At 74.3% G+C, this 15,190-nt stretch carries 20 protein-coding genes, 1 other RNA gene and 1 pseudogene; 13 read left to right on the forward strand and 9 right to left on the reverse strand.

The features are described from left to right. Nucleotides 1-2 precede the first annotated feature (2 nt). The gene (tenA, locus tag QSK00_RS14295) at nucleotides 3-653 is read right to left on the reverse strand and encodes a thiaminase II (protein ID WP_285591728.1); all 651 of its coding nucleotides are present in this window, start codon (nucleotides 651-653) and stop codon (nucleotides 3-5) included. A 26-nt stretch (nucleotides 654-679) separates the two neighbouring features. Between tenA and QSK00_RS14300 the strand changes: the two genes are divergently transcribed. Further along, nucleotides 680-1,618, forward strand: coding sequence for a cobalamin biosynthesis protein (locus QSK00_RS14300; RefSeq protein ID WP_285591729.1), 939 nt, complete (start codon nucleotides 680-682; stop codon nucleotides 1,616-1,618). 61 nt (nucleotides 1,619-1,679) lie between these two features. Here QSK00_RS14300 and QSK00_RS14305 read toward each other — a convergent pair whose 3' ends face one another. The 4 genes and pseudogenes from QSK00_RS14305 to QSK00_RS14320 form a co-directional block, all read right to left on the reverse strand. Further along, entirely contained in the window at nucleotides 1,680-2,489 is an 810-nt protein-coding gene (locus tag QSK00_RS14305) for an SURF1 family cytochrome oxidase biogenesis protein (protein ID WP_285591730.1), read from the reverse strand. A gap of 23 nt (nucleotides 2,490-2,512) precedes the next feature. Next, complete coding sequence (locus QSK00_RS14310) at nucleotides 2,513-3,304, reverse strand: fructosamine kinase family protein (RefSeq protein ID WP_502872039.1); 792 nt, start codon at nucleotides 3,302-3,304, stop codon at nucleotides 2,513-2,515. Next, nucleotides 3,301-3,762, reverse strand: coding sequence for a low molecular weight protein-tyrosine-phosphatase (locus QSK00_RS14315; RefSeq protein WP_285591731.1), 462 nt, complete (start codon nucleotides 3,760-3,762; stop codon nucleotides 3,301-3,303). Before QSK00_RS14315 ends, QSK00_RS14310 begins: the two co-directional genes overlap by 4 nt. A gap of 18 nt (nucleotides 3,763-3,780) precedes the next feature. Then, nucleotides 3,781-4,151: pseudogene (locus tag QSK00_RS14320) on the reverse strand (VOC family protein). A 57-nt stretch (nucleotides 4,152-4,208) separates the two neighbouring features. On the opposite strand from QSK00_RS14320, the gene QSK00_RS14325 reads away from it, so the two are divergent. From QSK00_RS14325 to QSK00_RS14345, 5 genes are read left to right on the forward strand one after another with little or no spacing between them, the layout of a single operon-like run. Next, nucleotides 4,209-4,640 carry a MarR family winged helix-turn-helix transcriptional regulator gene (locus QSK00_RS14325; protein WP_285591732.1) on the forward strand — a complete coding sequence of 144 codons (432 nt, stop codon included), beginning with the start codon at nucleotides 4,209-4,211 and terminating at the stop codon, nucleotides 4,638-4,640. A 48-nt stretch (nucleotides 4,641-4,688) separates the two neighbouring features. Further along, nucleotides 4,689-5,513 (forward strand): Nif3-like dinuclear metal center hexameric protein, encoded by an 825-nt coding sequence (locus QSK00_RS14330; protein ID WP_285591733.1) that lies wholly within the window; start codon nucleotides 4,689-4,691, stop codon nucleotides 5,511-5,513. 22 nt (nucleotides 5,514-5,535) lie between these two features. Next, a complete protein-coding gene (locus QSK00_RS14335) occupies nucleotides 5,536-6,264 on the forward strand; it encodes a zinc ribbon domain-containing protein (RefSeq protein ID WP_285591734.1) in 729 nt (242 codons plus the stop codon). Then, nucleotides 6,261-6,941 (forward strand): histidine phosphatase family protein, encoded by a 681-nt coding sequence (locus QSK00_RS14340; protein ID WP_285591735.1) that lies wholly within the window; start codon nucleotides 6,261-6,263, stop codon nucleotides 6,939-6,941. Before QSK00_RS14335 ends, QSK00_RS14340 begins: the two co-directional genes overlap by 4 nt. Continuing rightward, nucleotides 6,938-7,720: an SAM-dependent methyltransferase gene (locus tag QSK00_RS14345; RefSeq protein WP_285591736.1), complete on the forward strand. Its 783-nt coding sequence runs from the start codon at nucleotides 6,938-6,940 to the stop codon at nucleotides 7,718-7,720. Before QSK00_RS14340 ends, QSK00_RS14345 begins: the two co-directional genes overlap by 4 nt. Here the strand turns inward: QSK00_RS14345 and QSK00_RS14350 are convergent. Further along, a complete protein-coding gene (locus tag QSK00_RS14350) occupies nucleotides 7,717-8,985 on the reverse strand; it encodes an ArsB/NhaD family transporter (protein ID WP_285591737.1) in 1,269 nt (422 codons plus the stop codon). The genes QSK00_RS14345 and QSK00_RS14350 overlap by 4 nt on opposite strands. Continuing rightward, nucleotides 8,982-9,782, reverse strand: coding sequence for a sulfite exporter TauE/SafE family protein (locus tag QSK00_RS14355; protein ID WP_285591738.1), 801 nt, complete (start codon nucleotides 9,780-9,782; stop codon nucleotides 8,982-8,984). The genes QSK00_RS14350 and QSK00_RS14355 overlap by 4 nt, the downstream gene beginning before the upstream one ends. Nucleotides 9,783-10,116: 334 nt before the next feature. On the opposite strand from QSK00_RS14355, the gene rnpB reads away from it, so the two are divergent. From rnpB to QSK00_RS14375, 4 genes are all read left to right on the forward strand, one after another. After that, an RNA gene (rnpB, locus tag QSK00_RS14360) (RNase P RNA component class A) lies at nucleotides 10,117-10,520 on the forward strand. A gap of 96 nt (nucleotides 10,521-10,616) precedes the next feature. Beyond that, nucleotides 10,617-11,069 carry a VOC family protein gene (locus tag QSK00_RS14365; RefSeq protein ID WP_285591739.1) on the forward strand — a complete coding sequence of 151 codons (453 nt, stop codon included), beginning with the start codon at nucleotides 10,617-10,619 and terminating at the stop codon, nucleotides 11,067-11,069. Nucleotides 11,070-11,084: 15 nt separating this feature from the next. Continuing rightward, the gene (locus QSK00_RS14370; protein WP_285591740.1) at nucleotides 11,085-11,615 is read left to right on the forward strand and encodes a dihydrofolate reductase family protein; all 531 of its coding nucleotides are present in this window, start codon (nucleotides 11,085-11,087) and stop codon (nucleotides 11,613-11,615) included. Between the two features lie 63 nt (nucleotides 11,616-11,678). Continuing rightward, nucleotides 11,679-12,014 carry a VOC family protein gene (locus tag QSK00_RS14375; protein ID WP_285591741.1) on the forward strand — a complete coding sequence of 112 codons (336 nt, stop codon included), beginning with the start codon at nucleotides 11,679-11,681 and terminating at the stop codon, nucleotides 12,012-12,014. Here QSK00_RS14375 and QSK00_RS14380 read toward each other — a convergent pair. Continuing rightward, a complete protein-coding gene (locus tag QSK00_RS14380) occupies nucleotides 12,011-12,748 on the reverse strand; it encodes an OBAP family protein (protein ID WP_285591742.1) in 738 nt (245 codons plus the stop codon). The genes QSK00_RS14375 and QSK00_RS14380 overlap by 4 nt on opposite strands. 150 nt (nucleotides 12,749-12,898) lie before the next feature. Between QSK00_RS14380 and QSK00_RS14385 the strand changes: the two genes are divergently transcribed. Further along, a complete protein-coding gene (locus QSK00_RS14385) occupies nucleotides 12,899-13,069 on the forward strand; it encodes a CsbD family protein (protein WP_285591744.1) in 171 nt (56 codons plus the stop codon). 21 nt (nucleotides 13,070-13,090) lie between these two features. Here the strand turns inward: QSK00_RS14385 and QSK00_RS14390 are convergent, their stop codons facing one another. After that, on the reverse strand, nucleotides 13,091-14,059 hold the full coding sequence (locus QSK00_RS14390) for an aldo/keto reductase (RefSeq protein ID WP_285591745.1): 969 nt from the start codon (nucleotides 14,057-14,059) through the stop codon (nucleotides 13,091-13,093). A gap of 134 nt (nucleotides 14,060-14,193) precedes the next feature. On the opposite strand from QSK00_RS14390, the gene QSK00_RS14395 reads away from it, so the two are divergent. Together QSK00_RS14395 and QSK00_RS14400 are read left to right on the forward strand one after the other, a co-directional pair. Then, a complete protein-coding gene (locus QSK00_RS14395; protein WP_285591746.1) occupies nucleotides 14,194-14,649 on the forward strand; it encodes an Hsp20/alpha crystallin family protein in 456 nt (151 codons plus the stop codon). Nucleotides 14,650-14,824: 175 nt separating this feature from the next. Continuing rightward, a complete protein-coding gene (locus QSK00_RS14400; RefSeq protein ID WP_285591747.1) occupies nucleotides 14,825-15,190 on the forward strand; it encodes a helix-turn-helix domain-containing protein in 366 nt (121 codons plus the stop codon).

The following is a 15,190-nucleotide window of genomic DNA, read 5'->3' on the forward strand; positions in this document are numbered from 1 at the left end:
GTTCAGACCGGCCAGGTCTCCTCGCGCCGGGCCGCGTCCCAGAACATCCACTCGTAGCGCGAGGTCGTGCGGTAGTGGTCGAGCACGCGGGCACGCTCCGCGGGCGCGAGGTCGTCGGCCACCCGGTCCATGACGCCCACCGCCGCGTCGACCACGGCCTGGAACTCGTCGCCGCCATACATCGCGATCCAGCGCGCGTAGAGCGGGTCGGGGGACGACTCGACGAGCAGTGCCGCGCCCACCCGCGCGTAGATCCAGTAGCACGGCAGCACCGCGCCGAGCCCCTCCGCGAACGACCCGCCGTGCACCGTGGCCAGCAGGTAGCTGGTGTAGGCGAGCGTGGTGGGCCCGGGCGGCGTGGCGCGATCGGTGTGCAGGGCGTCGGAGAGCTCCGCGTGCATCTCCTGCTCCGCGGCGATCGCGCCCGCCGCGTGCTGGGCGAAGAGCGTGGTGTCGTCCTCGGTCGGTGCCCGCGCCGCGAGCACGGCGAGGGCCCGGGCGTAACCGCGCAGATAGTGGCTGTCCTGCGTGACGAAGTAGCCGAACGCGGAGTGCGGCAGCGTCCCGTCGGTGAGGCCGGTGAGGAACGGGTGGGCGCGGACGGCGTCGTAGACGTCGGCCGCGGAGTCCCAGAGCTCGTCGCTGAAGGTCACGCCACCGACCCTGCCATGATCGACCGATGTCCTCGCGAGCGCTCGGTCTGCTGCTGGGAGTCGCCGCGGACGCTGTACTCGGTGACCCGCGACGCGGCCATCCGGTCGCCGTCTTCGGGTCGGCGGCCGCCCGGCTCGAGCGGGCCTGGTGGGCGGACTCGCGACCCCGCGGCGCGGCCTACTGCGCGGTGCTCGTCGGCGGGGTCGTGGCCGGTGGGGCGCTCGCGGAGCGGGCGGTCGCGCGCTCGTGGTCGGGGCGGGTGCTGGTCACGGGCGTCGCCACCTGGGCCGTGCTCGGTGGCCGGTCGCTCGCGGCCGAGGGATCGGCGCTGGCCGCGGAACTCGCCGCCGACGACCTCGCCGCCGCCCGCCGCCGGCTGCCCTCCCTCTGTGGGCGGGACCCGTCGTCGCTCGACGCCGACGGCCTCGCCCGCGCGGCGCTGGAGTCGGTCGCGGAGAACACCTCGGACGCCGTCGTCGCGCCGCTGGTCTGGGGCGCGGTCGCGGGTGTGCCGGGGCTGCTCGGGTACCGGGCTGCGAACACCCTGGACGCCATGGTCGGCCACCTCTCGGAGCGCCACCGTCACTTCGGGTGGGCGAGCGCCCGCCTCGACGACGTCCTCAACGGGGTCCCGGCCCGGCTCGCCGCGTTCCTGACGGCGGGTGCTGCCCCGGTGGTCGGAGGCCGCCCCACCCGGGCGGTCGCGGCCTGGCGGGCCGACGCCGCCCGCCATCCCAGCCCCAACGCCGGGCCGGTCGAGGCCGCCTTCGCGGGCGCGCTGGGGCGGCGGCTCGGCGGGCGGACCGTCTACCCCTACGGCGTGCAGGAGCGGCCGACGCTCGGCTCGGGCCCGCCGCCGCGCGTCGCCGACCTGGCCCGCGCGGTCCGGCTCTCCCGGGTGGTCGTCGCGGCGTCCGCGCTCGTGACGGCGGGCGCGGCGGTGGCACTCGCGAGGGTCACGTGAGACAGGTCCGGGCTCGCCGGGTCGTCCCTGGTGTGACCGTCGCGGAGGGGAGGGTGCGGCCTCAGCGGCCGTACCGGTCCGCGAGGACCTCCGCGGTGGTGCGGGGGGTGGGCTCCGCAGCCGGGCCCGACCCGGCGTCGGGAAGGCTCTCCTGCTCCTGACGTGTGCGGTACTCGAGGCGCACGAAGTAGAACCAGCCGCCGATCGCCATGACCCCGAAGATCAACCACTGCCAGGCATAGGAGTACGAGGAGTTCGGGTCGGGCGGGGGGAGCGGGACCGCGGTCAGGCTGCCGGGCTGGTCGGGGAGCAGCTGCAGGTAGCCGGGGCTGAGCGGTGCGCCGACCACGGGACCGATCTGCGCGGCGTCGATCGCGTAGAACTGCCGGTACCCGGCCTGGTCGATCGGGGCGCGGTCGGTGGGCGACTCGTCCGGGCGCTGGTAGGCGACGAGCGTGACCACACCCCCGGGGGCCGGTGCGATCGGCGGGAGCACGACGCCGTCGGGGCGGACGTAGCCGCGGTCGACGAGGAGGGTGTCGCCGTCCGTCGTCCGGAACGGCGTGAGGACCTCGCTCGCCGCGCTCCCGTCGACCGAGCGGAGCCGGGCCAGGACGTCGGTGCCCCGGTAGGAGCCGGTGACGACCACCTGCCGCCAGGCCGCGTCGGCGTCGGGCTCCGCGCCCCGCGGCACGAGCTCGCCGCGCGGCACCGGAGCGGTGGACACGGCCCGGACGAGCGCGGCGTTCGCCCCGTCGCGCTCGGTGCTGCGGTGGAACTGCCAGGGCGCGAGCAGGTAGTAGCAGCCGAACGCGAACCCGGCGACCGCCAACGTCAGGGCGATCCAGCCGGGACGGAGCAGGAAGCGCACCCCCTCAGTATGCCGCCGTCGTGTCAGGTCACCGCTCGGAGCGCCGCGTCGCCGTACCCGCCGCCGAACAGCGTCGCGTGCACGAGCAGCGGGAAGAGCTGGTGCAGCCCGACCCGGTCGCGCCAGCCGTCGGCCAGCGGTGCGGCCTCGTCGTACGCGGCGAGCACCGTCTCCAGGTGCGGGCAGCCGAAGAGGGCGAGCATGGCGAGGTCGGTCTCCCGGTGCCCGCCGTGCGCGGCCGGGTCGATCACCCAGGCCCGGTCGTCCGACCACAGCACGTTCCCGCTCCAGAGGTCGCCGTGCAGCCGGGCGGGCGGCTCCTCGGGGCCCGGTCGCAGCGCCGCACCCTCGATGCGCGACGCCGCCGAGGCCGACAGCGCGCCCCGGTCGACGGCCGTCCGCAGGTAGGGCTGCACCCGGTCGGCGAGGTACCAGTCGAGCCAGGGTCCGTCGTGCGGGACGTTCCGCATCGGGGCCTCCCCGATCCACGCCCCGGTCGGTCCGCCCGGGGGCGGCGCGCCGAACGCCGGCGCCCCTGCCGCGTGCAGGGCCGCCAGGGACCGGCCGAAGGCCTCCGCGGCCGGCCGCGACGCCGAGCCGCGGGGCACCGTCGTCGTCACCAGCACGGTCCCGTCCGCGTCGAGCACCTCCGGCACCGCGACCGCCCCGGGCTCGGCCAGCCAGCGCAGACCCGCCGCCTCGGCCGCCACGTCACCTCGCTTCACGACGACGTCCCGCCCGTCGTCGAGCGTGCAGAGCTCGACCGACCCGAGGGAACGGGTCGAGACGACGGCCTGCCCGAGCAGACGGGTCACACCCGCTCCTTCGCCCACGCCACCACCCCGGGCGCCGCCGCCTCGATCATCGCCAGCACCTCGTCGAAGCCCTCGTCGCCGCCGTAGTAGGGGTCGGGCACCTCGGCGCCGTCGGGCGCGGCGGGGTCGAACGAGCGGAGCAGCCGGACCCGTCCCGGGTCGGCCCCGGCGCGGCGCAGGTCGCGGGCGTGGTCGGCGGTGGCGGCGAGCAGCAGGTCGGCCCCGACGACGTCGTCGTCGACCTGACGCGCCACGTGGTCGGTGCCGTACCCGTGCGCCGACAGCGTCGCCGCCGCCCGCCGGTCCATCGGTTCGCCGACGTGCCACGGGCCGATGCCGACGCTGGAGAGCTCGACCTGTCCGCCCACGCCGGCGTCGTCGAACGCCGCGCGCAGCACCTGCTCGGCCATGGGGGAGCGGCAGATGTTGCCGGTGCAGACCGTGACGACTCGGATCACGGCGCCCAGTGTCCCGCCTCAGGCCTGGTCGTGGACGGTCACGGCGTAACCGTCGGGATCGGCGAACGTGAACTGGCGGCCGAAGGGGCCGTCGCTCGGCGCGGCGAGGACCGTCACCCCCGCGGCGGCGAGGTGATCGTGCAGGCCCTGCGCGTCGTCGGCGTGCAGCCACAGCGCCACGCCGTGGCCGGGCCGCGGCACGACGGCGTCGAGGTCGACGCCGGGGAGCGGCTCGCGGACCGCGAACGCGATCGGGCGGGTGGCGAACACGACCGCGCCGGGCGGTGCGACGGGGCGCGGGTCAGACCGAGCGTGTCCGCGTAGAAGGCGGCGGCGCGCTCGAGACCACGGACCTGCAGGGCGATGAAGCTGGGACCGGTGACGGCCATGTCGACTCCTCGATGTCAGCCTGATTGACACTCACGGAGGTGTGTCAGGATTTTGACATGAGTCAAGTCGGCGATCTCGGGATGTCGGTGGGCTACGTGCTCAAGCAGGCCGCCGCCGCGCTGCGCGGGGCGATGGACGACGCCCTGCGTCCCCTGGACCTGACGGTCTCCCAGTACTCGTGCCTCGAGGTGCTGGGGCAGCGCTCCGGGCTGTCGAACTCCGAGCTCGCCCGCGCCACGTTCGTGACCCGTCAGGCCATGAACCAGGTCCTGCGCGGTCTGCAGGAGCGGGGTCTGCTCACCCGCCCCGCCGAGGCCTCCCACGGCCGGTCCCGGCCGACGGAGCTCACCGACGAGGGACGGCGCGCCCTGGCGGCGGCGAGCCGGGCGGTGGCGGCGGTGGAGCAGCGGATGCTCGCCGGGTTCGACGACGACGGGCGACGGCGGCTGCTCGGCGACCTCCTGACGTGTCGGGACGCGGTCTCCTGATCCCGATCACCACCGCGGGCTCCGCCGTGGACCACAATGGCGCCCGCCATGCCATCACTGCTCCGTGACGCCGTCGCCGCCCTCGAGGCCGCCTACCCGCCCGCGCTCGCCCAGGACTGGGACGCGGTCGGCCTGGTCTGCGGGGACCCCGACGAACCGGTCACGCGGGTCCACGTCGCGGTCGACCCGACGGCCGCGGTCGTCGAGGACGCGATCGCCGACGGCGCCGACCTGCTCGTCACCCACCACCCGTTGCTGCTGCGCGGGGTCCACGGTGTCCCGGCCGACCAGCCCAAGGGTGCGGTGGTCCACCGCCTCGTCCGGGCCGGGGTCGGGCTGTTCGCCGCCCACACGAACGCCGACGCCGCCGAGCCCGGCGTGTCCGACGCGCTCGCCGACGCCCTCGGGGTCGTCGTCGAGGCGCCGCTCGACGTGTCGTCGAAGATCGGGCGCATCGGCCGGCTGCCCGCGCCGGAGTCGTTCGAGGCCTTCGTCGGGCGGGTCGCGGCAGGCCTCCCGACGACGGCCTGGGGCGTCCGGGGCGCCGGGGACCCGGCCCGCACGATCGAGCGGGTCGCCGTCTCCGGCGGCGCGGGCGACTCGATGCTGCACCTCGCGCGGGCCGCCGGGGTCGACGCCTACGTCACCGCCGACCTGCGCCACCACCCCGCCGACGAGCACCTGCAGCTCCCCGGGGCGCCCGCGCTGGTGGACGTCGCGCACTGGGCGTCGGAGCACCCGTGGTGCGCGCAGGCCGCCGACGTGCTGCGCCGGGCGCTGCCCGACCTCGCGGTGACGGTCTCGACACGGCGCACCGACCCCTGGACCCTCGGCGGACACCCCGCCGCACCTCCTATCGGCGTGCTCAAATGACCTGTCGTGAGAAGGAGGGCCCGTGAAGGCCGATCCCAGCGCCCAGCGCCGCCTGCTCGACCTCGCGGCGGTCGACGCGGAGCTCTCCCGCGCCGACCACCGGCGCCGCACGCTGCCCGAGCAGGCCGCCGTCGAGGAGGCCGAGCGCACGCTGCGCGCGGCGCAGGACGCCGTCGTCGTCGCGCAGACCGCGCTCTCCGACCTCGACCGGGACGTCGCGAAGCTCGATCGCGAGGTCGAGCAGGTCCGCACCCGCGAGACCCGCGACCAGCAGCTGCTCGCGAACGGCTCGGTGTCGGCGAAGCAGGCGAGCGACCTGCAGCACGAGCTCGCGTCCCTGGAGCGGCGCCGCGCGGTGCTCGAGGAGGAGCAGCTCGAGGTGATGGAGCGCCAGGAGGCGGCGGGGGTGAACCTCAAGCACGAGACCGAGGCGCACGACACCGCACGGACCGTGCTCGCGGACGCCGTCGAGCGGCGCGACGGCGTGCTCGGCGACATCGACGTCATCGAGGTCCGCCGCGGCGAGGAGCGCACGAACCTGGTGAAGGAACTCCCCGAGGACCTCGTCGCCCTGTACGACAAGCTCCGGGCCCGCGGCGGGGCGGGTGCGGGGGAGCTGGTCGGCAACCGCTGCGGCGCCTGTCGGCTGGAGATGGACCGCGCCGAGCTGCGCGAGATCCAGGGCTCGGCGTCCGACGACGTCGTGCGCTGCGAGAACTGCGGGGCGATCGTCGTGCGGACCGGGAAGTGAGCGGAGCGACGGGGACGAGCAGCGCGAACCCGGCCGGGGCGTGGACCGGGCGTGGGGCGGCGGTCCCGACCCGGGTCGTGCTGCTCCGCCACGGCCAGTCGCCGCTGTCGGTCGAGCGCCGCTACTCCGGGCGCGGCAACCCCGAGCTGACCGAGCTCGGGCGCTCGCAGGCCGCCGCGGCCGCGAAGGCGGTCGCCGAGCGCTATCCGGAGGCGGCCGCGGTGATCAGCTCGCCGCTGGCGAGGGCCTTCACGACGGCGGGTGCGGTCGGCACCGCGCTCGGCCTGCCGGTGGAGGTCGACGACGGGTTCATCGAGACCGACTTCGGCACGTGGGAGGGCCTGACCTTCCGCGAGGCGGCCGCGCAGGACCCCGACGTGCACGCGGCGTGGCTCTCCGACCCGACGCTCGCGCCGCCGCAGGGGGAGTCGTTCGCCGACGTCGAGCGGCGGGTGGTCGCCGCGCTGGACGGGCTGCTCGCGCGGTTCGCCGGCTCGACGGTGGTGCTGGTCAGCCACGTGACGCCGATCAAGACGGTGCTCCAGCACGCGCTCCAGGCCGGCCCGTCGATGCTGTTCCGGCTGCACCTGGACCTCGCGTGCCTGTCGGTCGTCGACTTCTGGTCCGACGGCGGGGCGAGCGTGCGGCTGGTGAACGAGACGTCGTACCTGCCGTGACCGATCCCGCGGTGCCGGCCGGCGTCGACGTGGAGCGGGCCAACGTCGCCCGCATGTACGACTACTGGCTCGGTGGCGCGCAGAACTTCGCGGTCGACCGCGAGCACGCCGACCGGATCGAGGCGTCCAACCGGACCGCACGGCACGCAGCGCGGTCGAACCGGTCGTTCCTGCGCCACGTCGTGCGGTGGTGCACGGCGCAGGGGATCGACCAGTTCCTGGACCTGGGCTCCGGGGTGCCGACCGTCGGGAACGTCCACGAGATCGCCCCGGCGGCCCGGGTGGCCTACGTCGACCACGAGTCCGTCGCGGTGGCGCACTCGCGGGCGATCCTGGCCGACGTCGACCGGGCGTCGATCACGCAGGCCGACCTCGCCGACGCCGACGCGGTGCTCGGCGCGCCCGGGGTGGCCGACCTGCTCGACTTCTCCCGGCCGGTCGCCGTCCTCGCGATCGCCGTCCTGCACTACGTGCCGGGTGACCTGGTGGCGTTGCTCGCCCCGTACCGCGAGCGCCTCGTGCCCGGCGGGGCGCTGGCGATCAGCCACGTCAGCGACGAGCAGGACGACCCCGACCTCGCCGCCCGGGTCCGGGCCGCCGCCGCGGTGTTCGCCGGGAGCGCGAACCCGGTGACGCTGCGTTCGAAGCCCGAGCTCCTGGCGCCGTTCGAGGGGCTCGTGATCGCCGAGCCCGGGCTGGTCGACGTGGTCGACTGGCCGGCGGCGCGACCCGACGTCGAGAAGGTCGGCATGTACGGGGTGTGCGCGGCGCTCGCCTAGAGGCCCACGGTGACCCCGGCCCAGAGGGCGCACACGCCGAGCGCCAGGCCCGCGGGCGTCGTCACCAGCCCGGCGACGGTGAAGCGGCCCAGCGACGGCTCCACGCCCTCGGCGAGCATCACGCGCCGCCAGAGCAGGGTGGCGAGCGACCCGACGTAGGTCAGGTTCGGTCCGACGCCCACCCCGATGAGCATCGCCAGCACGACGACGGGTGCGGGCGTCGGTCCCAGCGCGGCCAGCAGCAGGAGCGTCGCGGGCAGGTTGTTGACGACGTTGGCCAGCACGGCGGCGATCGCGGCGACGGCGAGCAGCCCGCCCAGCCCCGTGCCCAGCCCGCCGACGAGGTCCCCGAGCAGGCCGGACAGGCCCTGCCGCCCGACCGCCGCGACGACGATCCCGAGCGCCAGCACGAACAGGCAGAACAGGGGGGAGGCGGCGCCGACGAGCTTCCGGGCGGTCGTACGCCGCGTCATCAGCGACCGGGCCCCGAGCACGATCGCGCCGACGACCGCGACCCACACCGGTTCCACTCCGAGCGGCGACGCCACCCCGAACCCGACGAGGGTCAGGGCGAGCACGACGAGGGCGAAGGTCGGGAGACGGAGCGCAGCGGAGCTCGACCCCGGGGTCGGGACCGGGACGCACGACCCGCCGTCGTCGTCGGGACCCGGCGTCTCGGTACGCAGGTCGCGGCGGAAGACCCAGCGCAGGCCGACGTACTCGACGAGCAGGACGGCGAGCCAGGGGACTGCCATGAGCGCGGCGAAGCGCAGGAAGGACAGGTCGGTGGCGCCGACCGCGAGCAGGTTGGTCAGGTTCGACACCGGCAGCAGGAGCGACGCCGAGTTCGCCAGGTGCGCGCAGGCGTAGGCGGCCGGGGCGGCCGCCACGCGGAGGCGCTTCGCGGCCCGCACGACGACGGGCGTGAGCAGCACGACGGTGGCGTCGAGGGAGAGGACGGCGGTGGTGACGGCGGCGATGACGAAGACGCGCCCGAACAGGCCCTCGCGGCGCAGCAGTGAGCCTGCCCAGGTGAAGACCCCCTCCGCGTCGGCGAGGTGGGAGAGGACGAGGACGGCGGCGAGGAAGCCGACGGTGGGGCCGAGTCGTGCCATCTCGTCGAGGGCGTCGGACCAGCTGAGCAGCCCGATCCCGACGACGAGCACGGCCGCCGGCACGGCCGCCGTCGCCTCGGGCAGGCCGCGGGGACGGGCGACCGCGACGACGAGGACCGCGACCAGCAGGGCGATCGCGAGGGCCGTCATCCCTTCACGAAGAGGTAGATCGCGACGGCGACGCCGAGGACCACGACCGACCAGCGCAGCACCGCGTCGGGCATCCGCTTCGCCACGAGGATGCCCAGGTACCCGCCGACGAGCGTGCTCGGCGCGAGCAGGAGCACCGCGACCCAGTTCACCGGCGCGAACAGCGCGAAGATCACGACCGTCGCCGACGCCGTGACCAGCGACAGCAGCACCTTGAGGGCGTTGAGGCGCTGCAGGGAGTCGTTGACCAGCAGCGACAGCACCGCGATGAGGATGACCCCCAGTGCCCCGCCGAAGTACCCGCCGTAGACGCAGGCGAGGAACACGACGGGGAGCAGGACCGGGTAGCGCTGCTCGGCGACCTCGTGCTCGGCGGTGCCCTGCCGGTCCCGACGACGGCGGGCCGCGGCCGCGCTGGCCCGCTTGAGCTGCGGCTGGAAGCCGAGCGTGAGGCTCGCGAGCAGGACGAGCACCGGGACGATCGCGTCGAACACCGATGCGGGGAGCACGAGCAGCAGCGTGCAACCGACCGCGGAGCCGAGGACGGCGACGACCGAGGTGAGGACGGCCCGACGGCGCTGCCCGACCAGGTCGTCGCGCGCGCTGATCGTCGAGCCGGCGTAGCCCGGCCACTGCGCGACCGAGTTCGTGACGTTCGCCTGCAGCGGCGGCAGCCCGACGCCCAGCAGGATCGGGAAGACGATCAGTGACCCGCCGCCCGCGATGGCGTTGACCGCGCCGGCGACGAGGCCGAGCACGACGAGCAGGACGATCTGCAGCACGGACGGGTCGGTCATGGGCGTCGATCTCCGCCTCGCTGCGTCTCCGGCACGGGCGGGGACGGTAGCGGGGCCGCGCGGCCGGGGCGCAGCGAGCCGTGGTGCCCGTCCGGTTCGGGCGGTTCTGCGTGGGCTGCGGGTGTCAGCGGTGGCACACGGCTGACGTCGGAGGTGCGCAGGGCGCCACGCTCGTGCCGGGGTCGCCGGCACGCCCCTCGTCGCCCTGTCGCGGCTTCCTGCGCCGCGGCCGGTGGCTGGTCGGTGTGATTCACAACGACGAGGGAGCCGGGCCACGACGAGAGACCGCGACAGGGCAGGCCCCAGCCCGGTGGCTAGACTCTCGTGCGGCGGACGAGCCGGCCGGGCGGCCGCGTCGGGGACCCACGAGGTGCCCGTCGAGGAAAGTCCGGACTCCACAGGGCAGGGTGGTTGCCAACAGCAACCCGGGGTGACCCGCGGGACAGTGCCACAGAGAACAGACCGCCGTCGGCGCGAGCCGGCGGTGAGGGTGAAACGGTGGTGTAAGAGACCACCAGCGTCCTGGGTGACCAGGACGGCTCGGTAAACCCCACCCGGAGCAAGGTCAAGAAGACGGACCCCGGTCCGTCGCGCAGGTCGTCCGAGGGCTGCCCGCCCGAGACCTGCGGGTAGACCGCTGGAGCCCGTCGGCGACGACGGGCCGAGATGGATGGTCGCCACCCACGGACCCGCGAGGGGCCGTGGGCACAGGATCCGGCTTACAGGCCGACTCGTCCGCCGCCACAGCGTCCGCACCGGCACCCGGTGACCTGTCGAGAATGCGCTCGCGGCTCCGTCCCCGGGTCGTACCGACGACCTCCGGAGGACGGACCCATGACCCACGTACGACGCTTCGACCACGTCGGCCTCACCGTGAGCGACCTGGCCGCGGCCACCGCCTTCTTCGTCGCCCTCGGGCTCGAGGTCGAGGGCACGGGCACGGTGGAGGGCGAGTTCGTGGAGACCGTCTGCGCGATCCCGGGCGCGCGGTGCGAGATCGCGATGCTGCGTCCGCCCGACGGCGGGTGTCGGCTCGAGCTCTCGAGCTTCGTCACGCCCGACCACGTCCCCGGGTCGCCCGCCGCGATGGCGAACGAGCTCGGCCTGCGCAACGTGTCCTTCGAGGTCGGCGATCTCGACGCTGCCGTCGCGGCGCTGGCCGCTGACGGGTACGGGCTCGTCGGAGGTGTCGGCGAGTACGAGGGCAGCGTGCGGATGGCGTACGTGCGCGGCCCCGACGGGATCGTGGTGTCCCTGTTCGAGCAGCTGGTCGGTCCTGGATCGTGACGCTACGGTCCTGAAATGCGACCGCTGCGCTACTCGATCAACGTCATGCTCGACGGCTGCGTCGACCATCGCGCGGCCGTCCCGAACGAGGAGCTGCACGAGCACGCGGCGGCCACGATCGCCCGGGCCGACGCCCTGATCTTCGGGCGCACGACCTATCAGCTGATGGAGTACTGGCGCGACCCGGCGGTCGCGTCGGAGCCGTTCGCGAAGGTCATCAACGAGGCCCGCACGTACGTCGTGTCGGGCACGCTCGGCCACGTCGACCGGAACGCACGGATCGTCCGGCCCGACGAGCTGGAGGCCACCGTCCGCCGCCTGAAGGCGGAGCCCGGCGAGGGGCTCTACTGCGGTGGCGTGCAGCTCCCGCTGGCGCTCGCGAACCTGGGGCTGATCGACGAGTACGAGTTCGTGGTCCATCCGCGGCTGGCCGGGCACGGCCCGACGTTGTTCGCGGGACTGACCGCACCCCTCGACCTGGAGCTGGTCGGCCGTCGGGCCTTCCACGGCGGGGTGGTGGCGTCGACCTACGTGCCCCGGACGTGACCGTCACACATCCGGGCGCCCGCGGGTCGACGTCGTGAACGCACCACCGACCAGGAGGACCCCATGAGCAACCAGGGCATCCGCACCGTGCTGCACCCCGTGAGCGACCTGGAGAAGGCGAAGCCGCTGTACTCCGCCCTGCTGGGGGCCGAGCCCACCGCCGACTCGCCGTACTACGTCGGCTTCGACGTCGCGGGCCAGCACATCGGGCTCGTCCCGAACAGCGGGATGGCCGGCCCCGTCGCCTACTGGCACGTCGACGACATCGAGGCGACCCTGGCCGCGGCCACGGTGGCGGGGGCCGAGGTCACCCAGCCGCCGAGGAACGTCGGCGGGACCCGGTTGACGGCCACGGTCACCGACGCGGACGGCAACGTGCTCGGCCTGCTGCAGGACTAGCCGGAGCGGAAGGGCAGCTCCTCGAGCCGCGTCTGCACCGTGCGGCCCGACTCCCACGCGTTCGCCCCCGGCTCGACGTCGGGGGTGGGGATGCCGGAACGCTTCTGCCGGCGCTCCGACGCCGACACCCCGAGGCGGCGGTCCCGGTCGCGGATCGCCGCCTCGTCGGCCTGGCCCGCCCCGGTGAACGCCATCATCAGCTGGGGGATGCCGTACGGGAAGTCGTCGCGGTCGTACTGCCAGGTGTGGAAGGTCTTGCCGTAGGTGGTGATCAGGTCGGAGAAGTAGGCCCGCTCCGCGATCTCCGGGATGCCCGGCGCGACGAGGACGCCGGAGGACACCTCGTGGTGGTGGCTGTGCCACAGCCGCTTCTCGTCCTCGGGCAGGGCCCGGAACCGCTCCGCGCTGACGATGTACTCGATGCCGATGAGGCGGGCGTCGGCGGCGTTGCGGTCGAAGATCACGCACTGGTGCAGGTCGTGCTGCAGGTGGATGCAGAAGTGGCTGGCCTCGACCTGGCGTCCCAGGTCGTCGGCGTAGAAGTGGAAGCCGTTGAGGTAGGTGCTCATCGCGTCCACCGGATACTTCTGCTGCAGCACGCCCGAGGCCGCGTCCAACACCCGGTGCTTCCACGGGTGTCCCGCGCCGACGGTGGCGCTCCCGGCCACCTTCCGCCCCAGTGCCACGCCCGCCGCAGCGGCCGCTCCGAGCCCGAACCATCCCGCGCGCGACATGCCGCGAGGTGCCCGACGTCCGAGCACGGCGAAACGGCGTGGGCGGACGCCGGAGCCGCCCCGGGCACCCGGCCCAGACCGCTCGGGCACCCGTCGTCCTACCGTCGGGTACCGGTGCGGACCGGTCGCGAAGGTGGTGGCGTCGGGTGCATGGCAGCCGACGACACCGTCAGGAACCGCTCCCAGCAGGTCAAGGGCAAGGTCAAGGAACAGGCCGGGAAGGCGACCGGGAACACGAAGCTCGAGCGCAGCGGCCAGGCCGACATGGCGAAGGGCGAGGTCAAGCAGCGCGGCTCGAAGATCAAGGACGCCTTCTCGTAGGGGGTGGCCTCCGGGACGACGTCACCTCTCGATCAGCGTCATCTGCGACTCGGAGTGGTGGCCCCCGGCGGCGGGGGTGGCCGCGTCGAGGCGGGCGAGCTGCTCGGACGACAGCTCCACCGCGTCCGCGGCGACGTTCTCCTCCAGGCGCGACACGCGCTTCGTCCCGGGGATCGGCGCGATGTCGGTCCCCTTCGACAGCACCCACGCGAGCGCGGCCTGGGCGGGGGTGCACCCGGCGTCGTCGGCGACCGCGCGGACCTCGTCGGCCGCAGCCAGGTTCGCGCGGAAGTTCTCCTCGGCGAACCGGGGGTTGGTGCGGCGCATGTCCCCCTCGTCGAAGTCGGCGACCGACCGGATCGTGCCGGTGAGGAACCCCCGTCCCAGCGGCGAGTAGGGGACCAGGCCGATCCCGAGCTCGCGCAGCACCGGCAGCACCTCGTCCTGCTCGCGGGTCCACAGCGAGTACTCCGACTGCAGCGCCGTGATCGGGTGCGTGGCGTGGGCGCGGCGGATCGTGTCGATCCACGCCTCGGACAGCCCGAGGTACCGGACCTTGCCGGCCTCGACCAGCTCGGCGGCCGCGCCGATCGTCTCCTCGATCGGTGTCCGCGGGTCGACCCGGTGCTGGTAGAGCAGGTCGATGTGGTCGACCCCGAGGCGTCGCAGCGAGCCCTCGACGGCCTGGCGCACGCTCTCCGGCGAGGAGTCCGCGCCCTCGCGCCCGGTGTGGGAGATCAGCCCGTACTTCGTCGCGACGACGGCCCGGTCCCGACGCCCGACGAGCGCCCGCCCGACCAGCTCCTCGTTGACATAGGGACCGTAGACCTCGGCGGTGTCGATCAGCGTGACGCCGAGGTCGAGGGCGCGGTGGATGGTGCTGATCGACCCGGCGTCGTCCTGTCCCGCGCCCGAGTAGCCGTGCGACATCCCCATGGCGCCCAGGCCGATCCGGCCCACCTCGAGCTCACCCAGCTTCGCGGTCTGCATGACCCAGGGATGCCCCGCGCCGCCCGTGGGCAATACCTGCGAAGACGGCTTGACGGAGTCTGCAGGTCTATCTATAACTATCTATGTCAGTCAGCTGGAGATGGCAGTGCGGCTCAGAAAGGGGATGACCGATCGTGCTGCTGAACTACGACCCCGTCGACGCCTTCCGTTCCCTCGACCGCCTCACCGGGTGGCGCGGCCAGCCCGGCACCGGCATGCCGATGGACCTCTACCGCGCCGGTGACCACGTCGTCGCCGCGTTCGACGTCCCGGGGGTCGATCCCGGGTCGATCGAGATCACCGTGGAAGGGCAGACGGTCACGGTGAAGGCCGAGCGCACGGCGCCGGCCGACTCCGGCGAGTGGCTGGTCGCCGAACGTCCGCGCGGGCGCTACAGCCGACAGCTCAGCCTGGGACGCGACCTCGACGTCGACCGGCTCCACGCCTCCTACGTCGACGGGGTCCTCTCGTTGACGATCCCGGTGGCCGAGCGGGCGAAGCCGCGCCAGATCGCCGTCGAGCACGCAGGGGCCCCGCGCTCCATCGACGCCGAGCACGGCGCGGAGTCCGAACCGGCGGCCTCCACCTGATGCCCCCGATCCGTGCCACGACCAGGGAGGTGGTGCCCTCGCCCCGTGAACCGATGATCATCACCGAACCTCCATGACCCTGTCCGGGACCGGGCGGGGCGGGTGCACGACGACCCGCCCCGTCCGGCGTGTCCGCACGCGGGCGGGAGCGCTCCCGGCGGGGGAGGATCACCGCGTGGCGCTCGACCGGCTCGACGACCCCGACCACCCCACCTACGGCATGGGGCAGGCCGCGGAGCTGCTCGGCGTCCCCGCGGCGTTCCTGCGCAGTCTCGACGCCTCCGGCCTGATCAGCCCCGCCCGCTCCGAGGGCGGACACCGGCGGTACTCCCGACGCCAGCTGGACCGGGTCGCCGCACTGCGCGGACTGGCCGACGCGGGGCACACGCTCGCCAGCGCCGCCGAGATCCTCGACCTGCGGAACAGTCTCGACGAGGCCCGCGACGAGCGGGACGAGGCCCGCCGGGAGCGGGACGCCGCCGTCCAGGAGCGCGACGACGCCCGCGAGGAGCGCGACGAGGCCCGCCGGACGCAGACCTGA

Origin of the sequence: Actinomycetospora sp. NBRC 106378 (genome assembly GCF_030269685.1) — a bacterium.
Classification (GTDB): domain Bacteria; phylum Actinomycetota; class Actinomycetes; order Mycobacteriales; family Pseudonocardiaceae; genus Actinomycetospora.

Bases quoted from the DNA above. Each gene is read 5' to 3' on its own strand.
- QSK00_RS14300 (WP_285591729.1), top strand. From the start codon at position 680: ATGTCCTCGCGAGCGCTCGGTCTGCTGCTGGGAGTCGCCGCGGACGCT.
- QSK00_RS14325 (WP_285591732.1), top strand. From the start codon at position 4,209: ATGAGTCAAGTCGGCGATCTCGGGATGTCGGTGGGCTACGTGCTCAAG.
- QSK00_RS14330 (WP_285591733.1), top strand. From the start codon at position 4,689: ATGCCATCACTGCTCCGTGACGCCGTCGCCGCCCTCGAGGCCGCCTAC.
- QSK00_RS14350 (WP_285591737.1), bottom strand. From the start codon at position 8,985: ATGACGGCCCTCGCGATCGCCCTGCTGGTCGCGGTCCTCGTCGTCGCG.
- QSK00_RS14355 (WP_285591738.1), bottom strand. From the start codon at position 9,782: ATGACCGACCCGTCCGTGCTGCAGATCGTCCTGCTCGTCGTGCTCGGC.
- QSK00_RS14365 (WP_285591739.1), top strand. From the start codon at position 10,617: ATGACCCACGTACGACGCTTCGACCACGTCGGCCTCACCGTGAGCGAC.
- QSK00_RS14370 (WP_285591740.1), top strand. From the start codon at position 11,085: ATGCGACCGCTGCGCTACTCGATCAACGTCATGCTCGACGGCTGCGTC.
- QSK00_RS14375 (WP_285591741.1), top strand. From the start codon at position 11,679: ATGAGCAACCAGGGCATCCGCACCGTGCTGCACCCCGTGAGCGACCTG.
- QSK00_RS14380 (WP_285591742.1), bottom strand. From the start codon at position 12,748: ATGTCGCGCGCGGGATGGTTCGGGCTCGGAGCGGCCGCTGCGGCGGGC.
- QSK00_RS14385 (WP_285591744.1), top strand. From the start codon at position 12,899: ATGGCAGCCGACGACACCGTCAGGAACCGCTCCCAGCAGGTCAAGGGC.
- QSK00_RS14390 (WP_285591745.1), bottom strand. From the start codon at position 14,059: ATGCAGACCGCGAAGCTGGGTGAGCTCGAGGTGGGCCGGATCGGCCTG.